This window comes from Peribacillus sp. NPDC097675 (genome assembly GCF_050277655.1).
GTDB lineage: Bacteria > Bacillota > Bacilli > Bacillales > DSM-1321 > Peribacillus.
This window is the reverse complement of the sequence record NZ_JBNNSK010000021.1, coordinates 16,407-32,516: the sequence shown is the minus strand read 5'-3', so window position 1 is coordinate 32,516 and position 16,110 is coordinate 16,407. Positions and strand designations below refer to the sequence as shown.

General features: G+C 40.2%; 19 protein-coding genes and 11 tRNA genes. 2 read left to right on the top strand and 28 right to left on the bottom strand.

Annotated features, from left to right (window positions below; translation table 11 throughout):
• Positions 1–96: 96 nt before the first annotated feature.
• The 12 genes from ACQKL5_RS20990 to ACQKL5_RS20935 form a co-directional block, all read right to left on the bottom strand.
• Positions 97–170: transfer RNA gene (locus ACQKL5_RS20990), tRNA-Gly, on the bottom strand.
• Between the two features lie 32 nt (positions 171–202).
• Positions 203–279, bottom strand: a tRNA-Pro gene (locus ACQKL5_RS20985).
• A 7-nt stretch (positions 280–286) separates the two neighbouring features.
• Positions 287–363: transfer RNA gene (locus ACQKL5_RS20980), tRNA-Arg, on the bottom strand.
• A 19-nt stretch (positions 364–382) separates the two neighbouring features.
• Positions 383–468: transfer RNA gene (locus tag ACQKL5_RS20975), tRNA-Leu, on the bottom strand.
• A gap of 55 nt (positions 469–523) precedes the next feature.
• Positions 524–605, bottom strand: a tRNA-Leu gene (locus ACQKL5_RS20970).
• A gap of 10 nt (positions 606–615) precedes the next feature.
• A tRNA-Lys gene (locus ACQKL5_RS20965) sits at positions 616–691 on the bottom strand.
• A 10-nt stretch (positions 692–701) separates the two neighbouring features.
• Positions 702–776, bottom strand: a tRNA-Gln gene (locus ACQKL5_RS20960).
• A gap of 79 nt (positions 777–855) precedes the next feature.
• Positions 856–931: transfer RNA gene (locus ACQKL5_RS20955), tRNA-Asp, on the bottom strand.
• A gap of 21 nt (positions 932–952) precedes the next feature.
• A tRNA-Glu gene (locus ACQKL5_RS20950) sits at positions 953–1,024 on the bottom strand.
• Between the two features lie 17 nt (positions 1,025–1,041).
• Positions 1,042–1,132: transfer RNA gene (locus tag ACQKL5_RS20945), tRNA-Ser, on the bottom strand.
• Between the two features lie 7 nt (positions 1,133–1,139).
• Positions 1,140–1,214: transfer RNA gene (locus tag ACQKL5_RS20940), tRNA-Asn, on the bottom strand.
• Between the two features lie 132 nt (positions 1,215–1,346).
• A complete protein-coding gene (locus ACQKL5_RS20935) occupies positions 1,347–1,826 on the bottom strand; it encodes a SprT family protein (protein WP_427610768.1) in 480 nt (159 codons plus the stop codon).
• An 84-nt stretch (positions 1,827–1,910) separates the two neighbouring features.
• Here ACQKL5_RS20935 and cmpA point away from each other — a divergent pair, with 84 nt between their 5' ends.
• On the top strand, positions 1,911–2,030 hold the full coding sequence (cmpA, locus tag ACQKL5_RS20930; protein WP_402971199.1) for a cortex morphogenetic protein CmpA: 120 nt from the start codon (positions 1,911–1,913) through the stop codon (positions 2,028–2,030).
• Positions 2,031–2,108: 78 nt separating this feature from the next.
• On the opposite strand, the gene ACQKL5_RS20925 is transcribed toward cmpA, so the two are convergent.
• From ACQKL5_RS20925 to acpS, 14 genes are all read right to left on the bottom strand, one after another.
• A complete protein-coding gene (locus ACQKL5_RS20925; RefSeq protein WP_427610767.1) occupies positions 2,109–4,286 on the bottom strand; it encodes a Tex family protein in 2,178 nt (725 codons plus the stop codon).
• A 98-nt stretch (positions 4,287–4,384) separates the two neighbouring features.
• Entirely contained in the window at positions 4,385–4,996 is a 612-nt protein-coding gene (locus tag ACQKL5_RS20920) for a PP2C family serine/threonine-protein phosphatase (protein ID WP_427610766.1), read from the bottom strand.
• Entirely contained in the window at positions 4,993–5,781 is a 789-nt protein-coding gene (sigB, locus tag ACQKL5_RS20915; protein WP_402875971.1) for an RNA polymerase sigma factor SigB, read from the bottom strand. The genes ACQKL5_RS20920 and sigB overlap by 4 nt, the downstream gene beginning before the upstream one ends.
• Positions 5,759–6,232, bottom strand: coding sequence for an anti-sigma B factor RsbW (rsbW, locus tag ACQKL5_RS20910; protein ID WP_402971211.1), 474 nt, complete (start codon positions 6,230–6,232; stop codon positions 5,759–5,761). The genes sigB and rsbW overlap by 23 nt, the downstream gene beginning before the upstream one ends.
• Positions 6,229–6,561 (bottom strand): anti-sigma factor antagonist, encoded by a 333-nt coding sequence (locus ACQKL5_RS20905; protein WP_427610765.1) that lies wholly within the window; start codon positions 6,559–6,561, stop codon positions 6,229–6,231. Before ACQKL5_RS20905 ends, rsbW begins: the two co-directional genes overlap by 4 nt.
• 62 nt (positions 6,562–6,623) lie before the next feature.
• The gene (locus tag ACQKL5_RS20900; protein ID WP_427610764.1) at positions 6,624–7,634 is read right to left on the bottom strand and encodes a PP2C family protein-serine/threonine phosphatase; all 1,011 of its coding nucleotides are present in this window, start codon (positions 7,632–7,634) and stop codon (positions 6,624–6,626) included.
• Positions 7,635–7,642: 8 nt separating this feature from the next.
• Positions 7,643–8,044 (bottom strand): anti-sigma regulatory factor, encoded by a 402-nt coding sequence (locus ACQKL5_RS20895; RefSeq protein ID WP_427610763.1) that lies wholly within the window; start codon positions 8,042–8,044, stop codon positions 7,643–7,645.
• Between the two features lie 3 nt (positions 8,045–8,047).
• The gene (locus tag ACQKL5_RS20890; protein ID WP_427610762.1) at positions 8,048–8,404 is read right to left on the bottom strand and encodes an STAS domain-containing protein; all 357 of its coding nucleotides are present in this window, start codon (positions 8,402–8,404) and stop codon (positions 8,048–8,050) included.
• Positions 8,401–9,234 (bottom strand): STAS domain-containing protein, encoded by an 834-nt coding sequence (locus ACQKL5_RS20885; protein WP_427610761.1) that lies wholly within the window; start codon positions 9,232–9,234, stop codon positions 8,401–8,403. Before ACQKL5_RS20885 ends, ACQKL5_RS20890 begins: the two co-directional genes overlap by 4 nt.
• A 402-nt stretch (positions 9,235–9,636) precedes the next feature.
• Positions 9,637–9,987 (bottom strand): type II toxin-antitoxin system PemK/MazF family toxin, encoded by a 351-nt coding sequence (locus tag ACQKL5_RS20880; RefSeq protein ID WP_402876030.1) that lies wholly within the window; start codon positions 9,985–9,987, stop codon positions 9,637–9,639.
• A gap of 7 nt (positions 9,988–9,994) precedes the next feature.
• Positions 9,995–10,276 carry a CopG family ribbon-helix-helix protein gene (locus ACQKL5_RS20875; protein WP_061465936.1) on the bottom strand — a complete coding sequence of 94 codons (282 nt, stop codon included), beginning with the start codon at positions 10,274–10,276 and terminating at the stop codon, positions 9,995–9,997.
• A 161-nt stretch (positions 10,277–10,437) separates the two neighbouring features.
• Positions 10,438–11,595, bottom strand: a complete 1,158-nt coding sequence (gene alr / locus ACQKL5_RS20870; RefSeq protein WP_427610769.1) for an alanine racemase — start codon at positions 11,593–11,595, stop codon at positions 10,438–10,440.
• A 239-nt stretch (positions 11,596–11,834) separates the two neighbouring features.
• Complete coding sequence (locus tag ACQKL5_RS20865; RefSeq protein ID WP_427610760.1) at positions 11,835–12,839, bottom strand: LolA family protein; 1,005 nt, start codon at positions 12,837–12,839, stop codon at positions 11,835–11,837.
• A 232-nt stretch (positions 12,840–13,071) separates the two neighbouring features.
• Positions 13,072–13,428, bottom strand: a complete 357-nt coding sequence (gene acpS, locus ACQKL5_RS20860) for a holo-ACP synthase (protein ID WP_427610759.1) — start codon at positions 13,426–13,428, stop codon at positions 13,072–13,074.
• Between the two features lie 106 nt (positions 13,429–13,534).
• Here acpS and ACQKL5_RS20855 point away from each other — a divergent pair, with 106 nt between their 5' ends.
• Positions 13,535–14,125, top strand: coding sequence for a rhomboid family intramembrane serine protease (locus ACQKL5_RS20855; protein ID WP_427610758.1), 591 nt, complete (start codon positions 13,535–13,537; stop codon positions 14,123–14,125).
• 34 nt (positions 14,126–14,159) lie between these two features.
• On the opposite strand, the gene ACQKL5_RS20850 is transcribed toward ACQKL5_RS20855, so the two are convergent.
• A complete protein-coding gene (locus ACQKL5_RS20850; RefSeq protein ID WP_427610757.1) occupies positions 14,160–15,617 on the bottom strand; it encodes a PH domain-containing protein in 1,458 nt (485 codons plus the stop codon).
• On the bottom strand, positions 15,610–16,083 hold the full coding sequence (locus tag ACQKL5_RS20845) for a PH domain-containing protein (protein ID WP_427610756.1): 474 nt from the start codon (positions 16,081–16,083) through the stop codon (positions 15,610–15,612). The genes ACQKL5_RS20850 and ACQKL5_RS20845 overlap by 8 nt, the downstream gene beginning before the upstream one ends.
• Positions 16,084–16,110: the final 27 nt, after the last annotated feature.

Below are 16,110 nucleotides of genomic sequence, written 5' to 3'. Positions count from 1 at the left end.
GAAATGTTTGACTTGCTCATTTTGCTTTTTTATAGTGTGTGCTCACTCAAAATTTACGTTGGCGCTTTGTTTTGTTCAGTTTTCAAAGAGCAATAATGGAGCGGGTGAAGAGAATCGAACTCTCATCATCAGCTTGGAAGGCTGAGGTTTTACCACTAAACTACACCCGCAATATAATATTCTAAATGATACCGAGAAATAATGGTCGGGAAGACAGGATTCGAACCTGCGACCCCTTGGTCCCAAACCAAGTGCTCTACCAAGCTGAGCTACTTCCCGTAAAATATGGTGCGCCCGGCGGGAGTCGAACCTACAACCTTCTGATTCGTAGTCAGATGCTCTATCCAATTGAGCTACGGGCGCTAATTTCTATGATGTTGTTTGGTGCGGCCGAGAGGAGTCGAACCTCCACGGGGTTTCCCCCACTAGGCCCTCAACCTAGCGCGTCTGCCATTCCGCCACGACCGCGAAAGCGACTTCGTTAGTATAACACCTTTTCATCTTGTTGTCAAGAAGAAAGTTATGCGGGTGAAGGGACTTGAACCCCCACGCCTTGCGGCGCCAGATCCTAAGTCTGGTGCGTCTGCCAATTCCGCCACACCCGCGTAATAAAAATGGTGAGCCATGAAGGATTCGAACCTTCGACCCTCTGATTAAAAGTCAGATGCTCTACCAACTGAGCTAATGGCTCTAAAAAAATATGGCTGGGCTAGAAGGGATCGAACCTTCGCATGACGGAATCAAAATCCGTTGCCTTACCGCTTGGCTATAGCCCAACAATCAAAAACTCATTTCCAGCTAGATTAACATTATATCACTATAACATTATTTAAGCAAGAGTTTCTTTTAAAAAAATGGCGGTCCCGACGGGAATCGAACCCGCGATCTCCTGCGTGACAGGCAGGCATGTTAACCGCTACACCACGGGACCATATATTTAAAAAGTAAAAAGTGACCCATACGGGATTCGAACCCGTGTTACCGCCGTGAAAGGGCGGTGTCTTAACCGCTTGACCAATGGGCCTTAATTAATAATGTTTCTGGCGGAGAAGGAGGGATTTGAACCCTCGCGCCGCTCGCGCGACCTACACCCTTAGCAGGGGCGCCTCTTCAGCCTCTTGAGTACTTCCCCAAAAAAATGGCTCCGCAGGTAGGACTCGAACCTACGACCGTTCGGTTAACAGCCGAATGCTCTACCACTGAGCTACTGCGGAATAGTGAAAGTTGGTTACCTCATTTAATCTCAAGGACCTTCGTGGTTGTCGTGAAGAACAAGTTGTTATCTTGTCGACTCTTATGATTATAAAGAGGTTCTGATCTAAAGTCAAGACATCTTTTTCTTTTTTTTATTTTTTTATCTCTTTTTCTTTTAACCCTTGGTATATCAACGTTCCTCGACACTTTCCACAGACAAATCTATTGGTATCAATCCGTTTTTTTCTCAAATATACTTGCTGACATTGTTTACATATATATTGAATAGTATTCCTATTTCTCTTAATTTGATTCGACGGTAAAGGTGTACAAAATCTTGGGGCCCCCGTTTTTTTAAGTAAGTATTTAAAATCGGCATCCCGATGCTGATAACCTTTTTTCTCAAGATGAAGATGGTAGTGACATAATTCGTGCTTGATTATTCCTACCAGCTCTTCCATGCCTCTTTCTTCTAAATACTTCTTATTTACCTCTATATTATGAGAACCAAGCAAGTACCTCCCACCTGTTGTACGAAGGCGAGGGTTAAAATAAGCTTGATGCTTAAACTCTTTTTGAAAGTCTTTCAGTGAAATTTCCTCAACTAATTTTTGCAATTGTTGATTATCCATCGCCCTTACTCCTTCCTTGGTAACATGACAACCCATTATAACATATACTAATAAAACAACAGGAAACTAGGGGAGGTAAGTGCTATGCCTAAGTGGTTTCAAAACCAAATTCGAAGAGCCTTCTATGATAAAGATTATTATCAAGTGAAAATGTTGAATCAATGCTGGTTTTTTTATCAGAAAAAAGAAGCGCTGCGTTTATAATCAGGATACTCCTTTTGAAATTCTGGACATAGCCTCTACTAAAAAACCCCTTCTATAAAGAAGGAGTTTTTTCATTCATTAATTTTGGTCCTTAGGCTGCAACATGGTTAACGATACTCTTTGTTTTTGAGCATCCACCTTCTCCACCCAAACCGTTACAACATCTCCAACAGCAACAACATCCATCGGATTCTTTATAAAGCGGTTACTAAGTTTAGAAACATGCACGAGCCCATCTTGTTTGACACCGATATCCACAAAAGCTCCGAAGTCTACAACATTACGCACCGTACCTTGCAGCTCCATCCCAGTTATTAAATCTTCCATCTTCAGAACATCCTTTTTAAGCAAAGGTTTAGAAAGTTCATCTCTGGGATCCCTACCTGGTTTTACTAAATCATCAATGATGTCCTTTATCGTTATTTCACCGATATCCAGCTCATCCGCTAACTCTTTTGAATTTAGACTCACTAACTGTTCATTCAATTCATCACTGCCAAGATCTTCAGAAGTAAATCCGATTTTCTTTAACATTTTATTCACAGCTCCATAGTTCTCTGGATGGATGGCTGTTTGATCTAGTGGCTCCTTGCCATTGATAATCCGTAAAAATCCTATGCATTGTTCATACGTTTTCGCACCTAACCGAGGAATCTTTTTTAATTCCTTCCTACTCGAGAACTTCCCTTCTTCTTCTCTTTTCTTGACGATATTTTGAGCAACCGATTTAGATAGACCCGCTACATATTGTAATAGGGATGGAGATGCCGTATTAACGTTCACCCCAACTTGGTTTACGGCTGTTTCAACCACAAAAGTGAGAGATTCAGAAAGTTTTTTTTGTGAGACATCATGTTGGTACTGCCCTACCCCGACAGACTTCGGATCTATCTTAACGAGTTCAGCAAGTGGATCTTGCAGCCTTCTCCCTATCGATACAGCACTCCGCTGTTCTACCTGGAGGTCTGGGAACTCTTCGCGGGCAATGTCTGAAGCTGAATACACACTGGCACCCGCTTCATTTACGATGATATAGGATATGTTCCCTTTGACTTCTTTTAGAATATCTGCAATAAACTGCTCTGACTCCCTTGACGCCGTTCCATTCCCGATGGCCACAATCTCTACACCAAACCGCTGTAGGATTTCCATTGTTTTCGTGCGGGCAGCCTCCTTCTTAGCTACAGGGGGATGCGGATAGATTACACTGATATCCATCACCTTACCTGTCTCATCAATGACTGCTAATTTACAGCCCGTTCGATACGCCGGGTCAAGAGCAAGAACGACTTTCCCTTTGAGCGGCGGTTGTAAAAGTAAATTTCTTAGGTTTTCCGAAAAGATATGAATGGCTTGATCCTCTGCTTTTTCGGTCAATTCTTTACGTATCTCCCTTTCTATGGAGGGAAGGATCAATCGTTTGAATCCATCCTCGATGGCCGTTTTAAGTATATCGGCAACTTCAGATTGATTATTTTTAATAACTTTCCGTTCCAAGTGACTAATGATGAGATCTATTCGAGGCTGTATGGATATTCTTAAAATCTCTTCTTTTTCTCCTCTATTGAGTGCCAAAACCCGATGTGGAACAATTTTATGTACCGGCTCCTCGTAATCGTAGTACATCTCGAATATAGCTTTCTCATCTTTTTCTGCATTTTTCACAGTGGAGGTTAACTTTCCGGCCTTAAAAATCTCATCTCTGATCCACTTTCTTAATTCTGCATCATCGGAAATGAATTCTGCAATGATATCCTGTGCACCTGTTATTGCCTCTTCTATAGAAGAAACTTCTTTTTCTTCAGCTATAAATTCCTTTGCTTTTTCACGAACCGAAGCATAAACCTTACATTCAAGTAACCATAATGCTAATGGTTCCAACCCTTTTTCCTTAGCCACTGTAGCTTTGGTTCTTCTTTTTTGCTTATAAGGCCTATAAAGATCTTCAACTTCCTGTAGCTTCACTGCCTTTTCAATTTGTGAAGCTAATTCCTCTGTCATTTTACCCTGTTCACTAATAGAGCGGATGACTTCCACTTTTCTCTGACCAAGGTTTTCTAAGTAATTCCATCTATCCATAATAGAACGAATCTGCACTTCATCTAGCGAACCAGTCATCTCTTTACGATAACGAGCAATGAAAGGAACGGTATTACCATCTTGAAGCATCTGTATGACATTCTGCACTTGATTGGTTTTTAATGTTAGCTCATTGGATATTTGCTTAATCAATACTTTTAAAGAATCTTCTACCATCACCAAGCTCTAAAACCTCCACCCTTTTTGTTCTTCTATATATAGTCTAGCAAATGAACGATCAATGTGCGAATCCAATGCAAAAAGCTTACTTTCGACTACTGCGAAAGTAAGCTTCCTAAGATAAAGGTTGTATCGTCAGCAGTTTGTGGACTGCTTTCTAAAATACAACGGGCGTTATTCTCGAGTGGAACCTGTCTTTTCAAGAATGATTTAGCTCCTTTGAGCTCTAAGCCATCAGAATGAAAAATAAATTTTGCATTTGGTTCGTATTTGAACCGCTGCGTCCTATACTTTTGCTTCCTACCGGATAAATAGCCGGTAACAGGGAGTGGATAAACCAACTTGTCATCACTCGGATTATACAGAAAAAAGCGGATGTTTCCTACTGAACTGTAGACAAACTCCTTCTCTTCATAATAAATCTTCATGATGGAGACGGCTGCACCCCTTTTGGCAATCAATACTTGATTACAAATTTCCATCAAGGACTCTACATCTAAATGATGATGCTGCTTAACTTGTTCAATCACAGCATGAGAAGATTCATACGCATGTTCTCCGCTGCCAAGTCCGTCAGCCAAAACACATACAAAGTATTCTTTTACATGAAGAAAGAAGTAATCATCACCACAAAAAACCATATTGTTTTTAGAGGATTGAGAGACAAGGACTTCAATATTTTCTTCCCGTAAAATTTCTTTGATCACGGAATTAACTCCGAATTCTCAGCATTAATCGCTTCCTGTAGCTTTTTAATAGCGCGACGTTGAAGTCTTGAAACATGCATTTGTGAAATCCCGAGTTTGTCGCCCGCTTCTTTTTGGCTAAGGTTCTCTAAATACGTGTATTGAATGATTAACTTTTCACGGTCACTCAATACATGAAGGACCTTTTCAAGTACCAATCGCTGATTGACCCTTTCGAACCCTTCATCAACGTTCCCGAATATATCGAGCAAGGTAACCGTGCCTCCATCAGAATCTGCCTCAATGGAATGGTCGACAGAAAGGGCTTGATAACTTTTCCCCATTTCCATCGCTTCTAAGACTTCCTCTTCAGCAACCCCAATATGGTCGGCTATTTCGTCGATTCTTGGTGAACGATGCAAGGTGGTCGTCAATTCCTCAACCGTAACCCTGATTTTCGGACCAAGCTCTTTAATCCTTCTTGGAACATGGACACTCCATGTTTTATCACGCAAGAACCTTTTAATTTCACCGATTATTGTAGGAACTGCAAAAGCCTCGAAGCTTTTGCCGAAAGACTCGTCATATCGGCGGATGGCACCTAATAAACCAATCATGCCGACTTGAGAGATATCTTCCTGAAACGATTTCCCTTTAGCATATTTCCGAGAGATCGTTTCTACCAAACCTTTGTAATGAATAACTAAATTGCTTTGTGCTTCATCATCCTGATTCAATTGGTAAGCTCTGATCCATTCATTAACTTTTTCTCTTTGCGCTTGATTAGGTTGAGACTGTTTTTGCATCCATCTCCACCTGCTCTCCTTCTAAAAACTTAGTCATGAAAACCGTAACCCCGTCATGCTGATGAATTTTCACATCATCCATCAAGGTTTCAATGAGGTAAAGACCCAAGCCTCCTTCTCTCAAGAATTCGACTTTTTGTCCATTTTCGTATGGTCCGAGTCCTTGTCGTACCTCTTCAAAATTACAGCTTTCACCACTATCAGATACCATTACTTCCAACCGATCAGGATAGAGCCCAAAACTAACTTTCACTTCGCCGTTTTCTTTATCTTTATAGGCATGCTGAACCGCATTTGTGCAGGCTTCGCTTGTAGCAATTTTCAAATCTTCAATTTCATCATAAGCAAATCCCATTCGGCTGCCTATCCCAGAAAGGGTTAAACGAATGACACCGATGAATTCCGGTTTTGCAGGTATTTTCATTTCGATGTAATCATATACTTGACTCATTCTAACCCACCCTCTGTATCACTTTTAATATCAATAATATCTGCAAGACCTGTAATGTCAAATAAGCGACGTAGCCTTTCCGATAATCCCATTAATGTAAATTCGCCATTGTGTGCTCTAACGCTTTTGAACGCACCAACAAACACACCTAATCCTGTGCTATCCATGTAAGAAACTTCCGATAAATCAATAGTAATCGAAACATTTTCTTGCTCTGATAGTGGAAATAGTGATTCTCTAAGCTTTGGTGCTGTATATGCATCAATTTCACCTTGTAATTTTACAGTATATTCCGTATTTAACTCATTAACATCTACCGCTATATTCATCCTTGACCCACCTTTTTACATCCTCATCAATTCTTATTTATATATACCCACGTTCAGAAAAACTAAACATTTGACTTTAAAATTATTAATGTGAAATCATCCCGAAGTTGAAAATTCTGCATTTTCTCCAACTGTTTATATAGATTATTCACGATTTCTTGTGGTTTTAGATGCATGTTCTTTTTAATAAATTCAATAAGGGTTTCCCGCTCGATGAAACCGTCATTGGTACGGCACTCAGTTACCCCATCAGATAAAAGAACAATCATATCACCCTTATTCACGAGCTTTTCGTACTGTTTATATTTCGTTTTTTTATCGACACCCAGCAGTAAACCTTTTGCATCCAAATCAATAAATGTTCCCATCTTTGCATCATAATAAAAGCCCGGTTCGTGTCCGGCAGATGCGTAGGTGAAACGTTTATCATGAGGGTTATATAAGCCATAAAACATGGTGATAAACATACTAGGATCAACATTCTGCTCAACAACTCGATTTAAACTTTCGAGGACACTCTTCGGTTCATGACGGTGGTCCGGCAAGCTATCCATCGCATATTTAATCATGGACATGCACAGGGCAGCGGGAATGCCTTTCCCGATCACATCGGCGATTCCTATGCCAATACATCCGAGCTCATCTTCCACAAAGTGATAGTAATCTCCATTCATCTGTCGAGCTGGTACACTTATCACACCAACATCCAAGTTCTTGATTTCCGGAATCTTTGTTTCCAATAGGGTGTGTTGTACCCTAGCCGCTATCTCAATTTCCGATTTAAGCTCCTGCTGTTGATGTCTTAAACTCTGATGTTCACGATAAGCTATACCGTAACCCATCATGACTTCCAGTAGAAAATCGAAGGAATCGACCACTTCATCTGGCATGTCTGGGTATAATTCCATCAGATTGCTTTTATGCATGCTGATGATTTCTTCAGGGGAAATATTATATTTAATATTTAATCTGCTGATTTTTTGACCCTGATAAAGAGCCTGTTCATTTTGGTCTTTCAAATAGGTAGAAAGTGCCTCTTGGTACTTTTTATCCATTTTCTCTCTTATATCCATGTTCCCTCCTAACGGAGCCACTTGATGGCGGAAATCTTTGTTCCCTCACCTGGTATCGACTCAATATCGAAATCATCCATTAAGCGTTTCGCTCCAGGAAGGCCTGCTCCCAATCCCCCTGAAGTGGTAAACCCATCCTCCATTACTCTACGGATATCCTGTATGCCTGGTCCTTTATCTTCAGCAATGATTTTCAATCCTGACTTGCCATTTACAAGCAGTTTTTCTATGGTCACATTGCCTTGTCCTGCATATAAGTATATATTTCTTGCTAATTCGCTTATAGCGGTTGTGATTCTAGCCTGGTCTACCGTACCAAAGCCCAATTCTTTAGCAAAATTCCTTCCGAGCTGCCTTGCAGCTACTATGTCCCACTCATTTATAATCTTTACGCAGGATTGGACCCCCATACACTAATCCCCCAATTCCTGTTGTAATTTCTCCAGGCCCTTCTCTAGATCTAAAGCTGTTAGGACATCATCGAGACTAATGCCCAATTCAATTAAGGTTATAGCAACTGCTGGTTGGATTCCTGTAATGACAACCTTGGCCCCCATAAGCTTTGACATACTGAAGACATCTCCTAATACCTTTGCAATAAAAGAGTCTATAAAATCTATCGAAGTGATATCAATAACTACGCCATTTGCACTGGTTTCGTGTATTTTATCTAATAAATCTTCCTGGAATTGCAGGGCAGTCTTATCGTCTAATTCCCATTGTATCGAGACTAACAAGCAGTCATAAAGCTTTAAAATTGGAATTCTCATATGTTTCTCTCCACCTCTACAAGCTTTCTACTCATTAATTCTAAAGCAACCTCTATTCCCTTCTTCAAGGTGTTTTTAGTAATGACGTCGTTCAAATTAATACCTAGATTTACGATTGTTTGGGCTATTTCAGGTCGAATGCCACATAATATGCATTTTGCACCCACTAATCGAACCGCCTCTCCTGCTTGGATGATATGATGAGCTACCATAGTATCAACTACTGGCACACCCGTAATATCTATAAGAACGACTTCCGATCTATGTTTGACCACACCCGTTAAAAGGTTTTCCATTATTTGCTTTGCACGTTCCGTATCAATGGTGCCAACTAACGGCATAACCGTGATGCCCTCCAATACAGGGATTAAGGGTGCTGACAACTCTTGTAAGGCCATTCGTTGTAATGAAACGGTTCTTTCCCATTTTTGTGAATATATGTTGACGATTTCATTGCTTATTGGAGTAGACCACTTATATAAAAAGTTAATCAGTTCCATTTGATTACCTGTTGATACAATACCTTTATCAACCATTCCATTCATGACGATCATCAAGAATTTTTGAAGGCCTTCATTGACCATAGTAAGTGGCCATCCCAGTTGGACTACTTTATCAGCAAAATCCGAAAGTTTTAAAGTGAACTCCCGGTCTTTACTATCAACATGCGCTATAATCATATCTATAAAATCACTACTCGTTTGTGTGAACATCTTATCGGATACAACTTTGATTAATCTCTCATCTGTGTTTTCCTTCATGGTGTTCATCCACTCAGTTAGGATGTAATCTTGGTTTTGTTTAATAAAATTGTAAACCAATTGATTCATAATACCCCTCCATTTTAACACAATTACTATGTTTTACCCGCTCCGTCATATCAATGTTACTGAACTGTAATCTTTTCTAGTTATAGTTTTACTTCATCCACTCTTAACACATTATTTTACAAAAAATTAAGGAAAGATTAAAAATATTAAGTGGATGGGTAGTGAATTAATTTCATACCCATCTTATTTGTTATTCGTCAAAATCCTTTCATTTCCTTCTTGATGGATAGCCCCTACAATATTTAGCCCAAATTCTTCCCTATTATTTTTCCGAAAATTACTCCAAACCTGTTCGACATAGCTAAGATATCAAAAAAAAACGATTCCCTTCGCAAGGGAATCGCATAATCTAAATGTAGAATTTGAATTATAATAACGCCCGTAGTTACGGGAAACTTTTCTTTAAAACTCAATCAGTCCTAAGCTAATTTGCAGAGCTTCATTGACTTTTTGCATCATAGGATCATCAAGATGTGTTATTTTATCAGTTAAACGCTGCTTATCAATTGTACGAATTTGCTCCAATAAGATGACCGAATCACGTTCGAATCCGTACTTTTTCGCATTAATCTCAACATGTGTAGGCAATTTCGCTTTTTGAATTTGAGCTGTAATGGCTGCCACAATCACAGTCGGACTAAAGCGATTACCGATATCATTTTGAAGAATGAGTACCGGACGGGTTCCACCCTGCTCTGAACCTACTACCGGAGAAAGGTCTGCGAAGTATACGTCACCACGCTTTACAACAATCAACGGCTCAGCCTCCGCTAACTAAACGTTCAACGCAATGCCCAGCCTCGAACTCAGCTTGAAACGCTTCAGAAGCAATCGTCAAATTAATGGCCGCCATTTCGATATAACCGCGTTTCATCGATTCGCGAAATTCTTTCTTTTTACGTTCGCGAAGATACATTTTTGTGGCACGATAAATAAATTCACTGCGATTAACATTTTCTTCACTCGCATACCCATCTAGTTCACTTAAAAAGTTTTGAGGTAATCGAATTAATATCTCTCTTGTTGCGCTGGATTCAGACACAAACATACACCTCCACCATCACTACACACCTTTATTATATATCCTTTTCAATATTACCATTAAAATGCCTATCTGCAAAGAGTATATTCCTTTTCTCCATTCTATTATCAGCATAATAAAGGATTTCTTATTCACAAACTTTGGATTTTCTTACAATTCCGTTATCTTAATAGTATATTGCGTATATGGCTTAACATGCCGTTTTTTAAATATAACCTTGGCACTCTAGCACCTAGCATGCACGTTACCTCGTAATTGATCGTTTCGAGTTTGTCCGCGATTTCATCTACCGATATCTCTTCATGTCCATTCTCACCAATGAGGGTCACTTCCGTTCCGATTGGGAAAGGACGCGGGAGTTTAATCATGCATTGATCCATGCAAATTCTTCCGACTATCGGAACCCTTTGTCCCTCTACAATAACTTCCTGCCCTTGAAGTTTACGAATCCAGCCGTCAGCATACCCAATCGGTAATGTGGCAATCCACTCGTCTTCACTGGCTGTATATGTTGCTCCATAACTTACACTATCGCCCCTAACCAATTTCTTAACAGCGACCATCTTCGTTTTCAAGGAAATGGCTTGTTTTAGCGAAAACGGCAAAAGCGGAAGCATTTCTTGAGAAGGGCTCAACCCATACATAGATATCCCCATTCTAATCGCATTGAATTCACTTTCAGGGAATCGTAAGGAAGCAGCACTATTTGCAGCATGAATGTATGGAGGTTTGCTAGTAAGTACCGAAATCATTTCTTTAAAAACAATAAGTTGCTTTTCATAATAATTGGTATTCAGTTCATCTGCAGTCGCAAAATGAGTGAATACCCCTTGAAAGTTGAAGCCTACATCCTGTTTAAGGAAATCCTCTAAATCCCTGAGTTGCTCTTTCGTACGGACTCCGATTCTTCCCATTCCGCTATCTACTTTCACATGAACGTCAAGAGCCTGTTCTGCTTTTAGTACTTGACTTGCCTTTTTCAACCAGTCAAGATCAAAAACCGTCAATGATATGCCTTGTTTGGCAGCAAGCGCTGCACTTTCGGGTCTGGAAGCACCTAGAACTAAAATGGGAGCTTCTATGCCCTTTTCTCTTAAAGCTAATGCCTCGTCCAGAAATGCGACGCATAAAAAATCAGCACCTGATTGTAAGGCTGTTTGAGCCACTTCTATATCTCCATGACCATATGCATTAGCCTTGACCACAGCAAAAAGACTAACAGAAGCAGGCAATCTGTTTTTCATGGAACTAATATTGTCTTGTATATTATCTAAATTCACTTCTGCCCACGTATCCCGATGAAATCCCGTTGTTTCCAAAATCCGTTCCTTCTTTCTAACATCACCAATAGCAATTTCTTCTCGTAATAGAAGTTTGCTTTTTATTATAGACCATTCTATTACCAACGGATAGAAAGATAAAGTGCTTTTTTTACCATAATTTTATATTTCCATTAAAATAAACGGTTCCCTAAAAATAAGTCCACCTGTTCAATAGCAAGCCAAATCTTCCCCACCTCTTCACGTGTAGGAAAACTTGGCTTGATTGATTTCTTCGGCTACTTAACAGAATTCCCCCCAACGGAACGGGCGATTTCTATCATTTTTTCCTGTGTTAAATCTTTTGAAGCTAGCATATAATCCACACCTTCGAATGTCCACGAAACCGTGTTCCCTGTCATCGCCCCCACTGTGAATCCTAAATCGACCGGTTCTCCATTTACATTAGTTGATACAGATGTCTGAACTACTTTAGCTTTTTCTTGCACCAACGTAAAACTAGTTGGGCCCTCATACGTCAAGATGACACGATCACCACCATTTGCGGTGATTTTCTTTTCTTCCGTTAAGTTCATATCATTTAGATTTGATGGGTATTTAACGGCGAACCCTTCATCTTCGACTTCCGCCATGACAGGGGCTTCAAGCTGTGCACTTGTCATGTTCTTTTTCATATCGAATGCATCCTTATCAAACGATGTATCGAATTTCACTTTAGAGAACTCCACCAGGACCAATGCCGTTTTATCAGGATCCATAACTTTAACGCTTACCGGGGACAGATCCTTTTTATTGAGTGTGATTTCTTGAAAAGGAAGCATCTTATTGTTTTGGTAGCGTGTTTTTGTCTCGAAAACATAATGCTTATCCGTTTCTTTATATGTTGCGCTCTTATCTTCCGTGATATCTTTCACCAGTGATTCATACAAATAAGCCTGGCTGCTGTTCTCTGGCCATTCACTTTGAAACTTGAAGCTCTTATTCAAAGCAGGCGTCAATACATAAACACCATCATTGTTTTTCAAAATCATTTGGCTTTGGTCTTTCTCATCATTTTTTAGATTCACTCGGTAAAACGAAGGATTCTTATGCCAAATCTCTACAGTATACACTTGAGGCTCCGTCCCCATTTTCAGCGTCATCTTCGCATTCGCTTTATACCCTTTCATTTCCCCAAGCTTTTCATTTAAATCGCTCACTACATCCCCTTGTGATTTTTGGCCGCAAGCAGAAAGAGCAAGCAAGAGCAGGATCCCTGCAAAAAGCATTACCATCTTCTTCATCTTTTCAACCCCTTTTTGTCATTTGAACGTAAAAGGGAGAGGAAAAGGCAGGATCCGGACATTGGCTCGAATGATGTCTCGCCCTAATCATTTTAGACAAAGACTCTTTTCGTCCCGTCAAAACCTATTTAAGGGCACCTACTCTGCCATGTACCTTTTACCGGGCCTTGTCTCCCTATAGCACTAAATGTATATGAGACAACCTTTAGGTTTATGACCCGATAAGACAAACTCAATCCGCCTCTTCAATCACGACCTGAGCAATCGCATAATCGCGGCTATGGCTAATTGAAAGATGAACACCTTTAGAATACGGTTTGGAAATCATAGGCTTTCCCTTCCCATCTGAAACCACTTCTATATCCAGGAAAGATAAATGTTCACCAATTCCCGTGCCCATCGCTTTCGAAAATGCCTCCTTGGCAGCAAAACGACCAGCAAAATACTCAATTTGCCTTCTGCCTTTTAACTTTTCAAACAGTAACATTTCCGACTCAGTTAATATACGGTTCTTGAAGCGAGGCTGCCGTTCAAGCAATACTTCAATCCTCTCCAACTCCGTTATATCCACACCAATACCTTTAATCATGTTGACACCTCTTCTACTAAGTTACTATCTTGCATATTATCAGGAGGACGACGTCTCCCAAGAATGCTATTATATGTATATAAAATCTTACGCTAAGGAGAATTTTATGTTTACAAGAACAGAAAGTTTCCGCGAATACGTTTCTTCTTACCGCGCCGTAACCGGGCTCATGTTTTTGATGATGATCGTGTTTGTTTTCAACCTATTCCCCTTGTTCCCTGGTAATGTACTTTTTTATTATGGTACGGGTGTGAACCTTTACATTGCCGAGGGCCAATGGTGGCGATTGATTACACCTATTTTTCTGCATGGGACGTTTACGCATTTACTTTTCAATGGGTTTTCTCTAGCCATCTTCGGTCCAGCCCTTGAAAAATATCTAGGTCCACTTAAATTCTCACTCTTTTTTTTATCGACTGGCATCCTTGCCAATATCGCTACTTATTTATTATTGCCGCTTACATATACACATGTAGGAGCGAGCGGAGCAATTTTTGCCATACTAGGTTTCTATCTATATCTTGTCCTTTTTCATGGAAGTAATTTTTCTACCAATGAAAGAAATACGATTTATACGTTGACAGGCATTGCAGTCATTATGACATTTATTCAGCCACAAATAAACATTGTCGGTCACTTAGCGGGACTGGCTGCCGGCTTTTTAACAGCCCCTCTTTATTGGAGGAGGAAATGGTAAATAACAAACAGCCGACTCTTAGATTTGGAGTCGGCTACTTTTTTTGTAGATACCATTTTTCAATGAGACGGCAATCCTTTTCTTCTATATCTACCACTGTGCCTACTTGTGAGCTAATTCCTGATTTGATGGATGCGGATATCGTGGCCAAATGTCTTCGCTTCTGAAAATAACCCTTTTTGTAGGTAAGCGATTGTATCCTACTTCTTGGCATAATTAAAGTCTGCTTAGAGAAAAGACGGCTGCTAAGTATTAATAAATCTCCCTTAGTCTTCCATCCCGCCTCTGTGAATTGTATATAGGACCAAAGGAAAGCTAACGGAATCAATAACAAAGAAAACAATCCCCATGTTCTGAAAAACCAGATGAGGACCCCGATAATCGGGATGAAGATGATCCCTTTACGGATGACATACCGAAAGAAAGCGCGTTTCGGCAAAGCCGTCATATCTGATATCGTTTCATAGCCGGGTAAAAACTCCCGTATTTTATCAGGTAAGTCTTTCTTTTTAATCAATGGAAAAAGCATGATGGAAAGACTTTCACGATCCTCTGCACTTCCCCCTGCATACTCCAGATAGACAGTGGCCAGTCCTAAAGGTTTGCGAATGAGGTTTTCCATAATTCGAATCCCTTGGACCTTACTGATGGGAATCGTTAATTGTTTTTTCTCCAACAGCCCCCTAGAAATAACGAGTTCTTCACCCGTCCTCAAAGCGGTAAAATTGGCATATTTAATCACCATGCTTACAGTAGCCATCACGTAGACAATCAATAGACCCAAGATGGAGAAAGCCGTAAGTATGAAGGTGCCAAACTCCATATATTCTTCGTAATTCTTAAAAATCCTTTCAAAAGGTATGATTTCATCGAACTGCGAAATAAATGCAATCCCACCGGATAAGAATACGCCTATTGCCCCTGAAGTAGCCGCCATCACAAAAAGCTGAGGCAATGCTTGCTTAAAAATAGATGAGTTTTTTTCTTCTTCCACCTCGTGTATATCTTCTTCAGCGTTATCACCTTCAAGCACTTCATACGATTTTTTCTTTTTTTCCTCAATAATTATAGCGTTCAGTTGTTCGGCATCCCTTTTTCTGATAGCAGATAAAACAGCATCTGCTTGTGTACCACCTGCAGTTTCGATATTCACCTTCACCAGTCTAAAAATCCGCTGGATAATTCCCTCTGAAATATCGATACTATGTATCCGGTCGAACTTAATATATCGTTTTTTCCTGACGAAAACACCTGACTCAATCCTCAGTTCCCCTGATTCCAACCGGTATGTAAAGCGCAACCATTGTACGAATGCCCGGATAATGAGCAGAACCAGAATTGCGCCAATGACTAGTGGTTGTACCCACCAAGGGATATTAGCATTCCGCCCCGGTAACGCGACCACAATGAGGAAAGGGAGCACTAACTCTTTAAAGGATTTAATAATATTGAGAAGTACAGCAATTGGGTGAAGCCGTTTAGGTTCAAACATCTTCTTCCTCCACACTAGCCATTTTAGAAATATAATGCCGTAATTCATCCGCTTCCCTTAAATCAAGAGCTGGTATGACGTGCACTGTAGCAGCTGTAGATATTTCCACAGACGCCAAATCGTATTTCCTTAGTAAGGGGCCTTGCTTCGTTTCAACGTGCTGCACTCGAATCATGGGGATGAGAGTTCTTTTGATCACGAACATTCCACTTTGGATATCAATCTCCGTATTCCTTACATCATAACGCCATCTCTTCCATCGCAATGAAGGAATCAGAAATACGGACAGGTAACATTGAAGCATAGAGAATATCACCATTGCTCCAAAAACCCAATAAGTCCAATCTTGAATAATGGTCAGTACTAAAATGACAATGCTTAACACCCATACGATTGAGCAGCCGATAAGTCCACTGAGTTTCCAAACAGTCAGTGCCTTACTAGATATAAGGCTCTGAGGCTCCATCATATCCCCCTTTTCAAAAGTGCTTAT

Coding starts and splice junctions, on each gene's coding strand:
- ACQKL5_RS20935 (WP_427610768.1), bottom strand. CDS start 1,826: ATGGATAATCAACAATTGCAAAAATTAGTTGAGGAAATTTCACTGAAA.
- cmpA (WP_402971199.1), top strand. CDS start 1,911: ATGCCTAAGTGGTTTCAAAACCAAATTCGAAGAGCCTTCTATGATAAA.
- ACQKL5_RS20925 (WP_427610767.1), bottom strand. CDS start 4,286: ATGGTAGAAGATTCTTTAAAAGTATTGATTAAGCAAATATCCAATGAG.
- sigB (WP_402875971.1), bottom strand. CDS start 5,781: ATGCAAAAACAGTCTCAACCTAATCAAGCGCAAAGAGAAAAAGTTAAT.
- rsbW (WP_402971211.1), bottom strand. CDS start 6,232: ATGAGTCAAGTATATGATTACATCGAAATGAAAATACCTGCAAAACCG.
- ACQKL5_RS20905 (WP_427610765.1), bottom strand. CDS start 6,561: ATGAATATAGCGGTAGATGTTAATGAGTTAAATACGGAATATACTGTA.
- ACQKL5_RS20900 (WP_427610764.1), bottom strand. CDS start 7,634: ATGGATATAAGAGAGAAAATGGATAAAAAGTACCAAGAGGCACTTTCT.
- ACQKL5_RS20895 (WP_427610763.1), bottom strand. CDS start 8,044: ATGGGGGTCCAATCCTGCGTAAAGATTATAAATGAGTGGGACATAGTA.
- ACQKL5_RS20890 (WP_427610762.1), bottom strand. CDS start 8,404: ATGAGAATTCCAATTTTAAAGCTTTATGACTGCTTGTTAGTCTCGATA.
- ACQKL5_RS20885 (WP_427610761.1), bottom strand. CDS start 9,234: ATGAATCAATTGGTTTACAATTTTATTAAACAAAACCAAGATTACATC.
- ACQKL5_RS20865 (WP_427610760.1), bottom strand. CDS start 12,839: ATGAAGAAGATGGTAATGCTTTTTGCAGGGATCCTGCTCTTGCTTGCT.
- acpS (WP_427610759.1), bottom strand. CDS start 13,428: ATGATTAAAGGTATTGGTGTGGATATAACGGAGTTGGAGAGGATTGAA.
- ACQKL5_RS20855 (WP_427610758.1), top strand. CDS start 13,535: ATGTTTACAAGAACAGAAAGTTTCCGCGAATACGTTTCTTCTTACCGC.
- ACQKL5_RS20850 (WP_427610757.1), bottom strand. CDS start 15,617: ATGTTTGAACCTAAACGGCTTCACCCAATTGCTGTACTTCTCAATATT.
- ACQKL5_RS20845 (WP_427610756.1), bottom strand. CDS start 16,083: ATGGAGCCTCAGAGCCTTATATCTAGTAAGGCACTGACTGTTTGGAAA.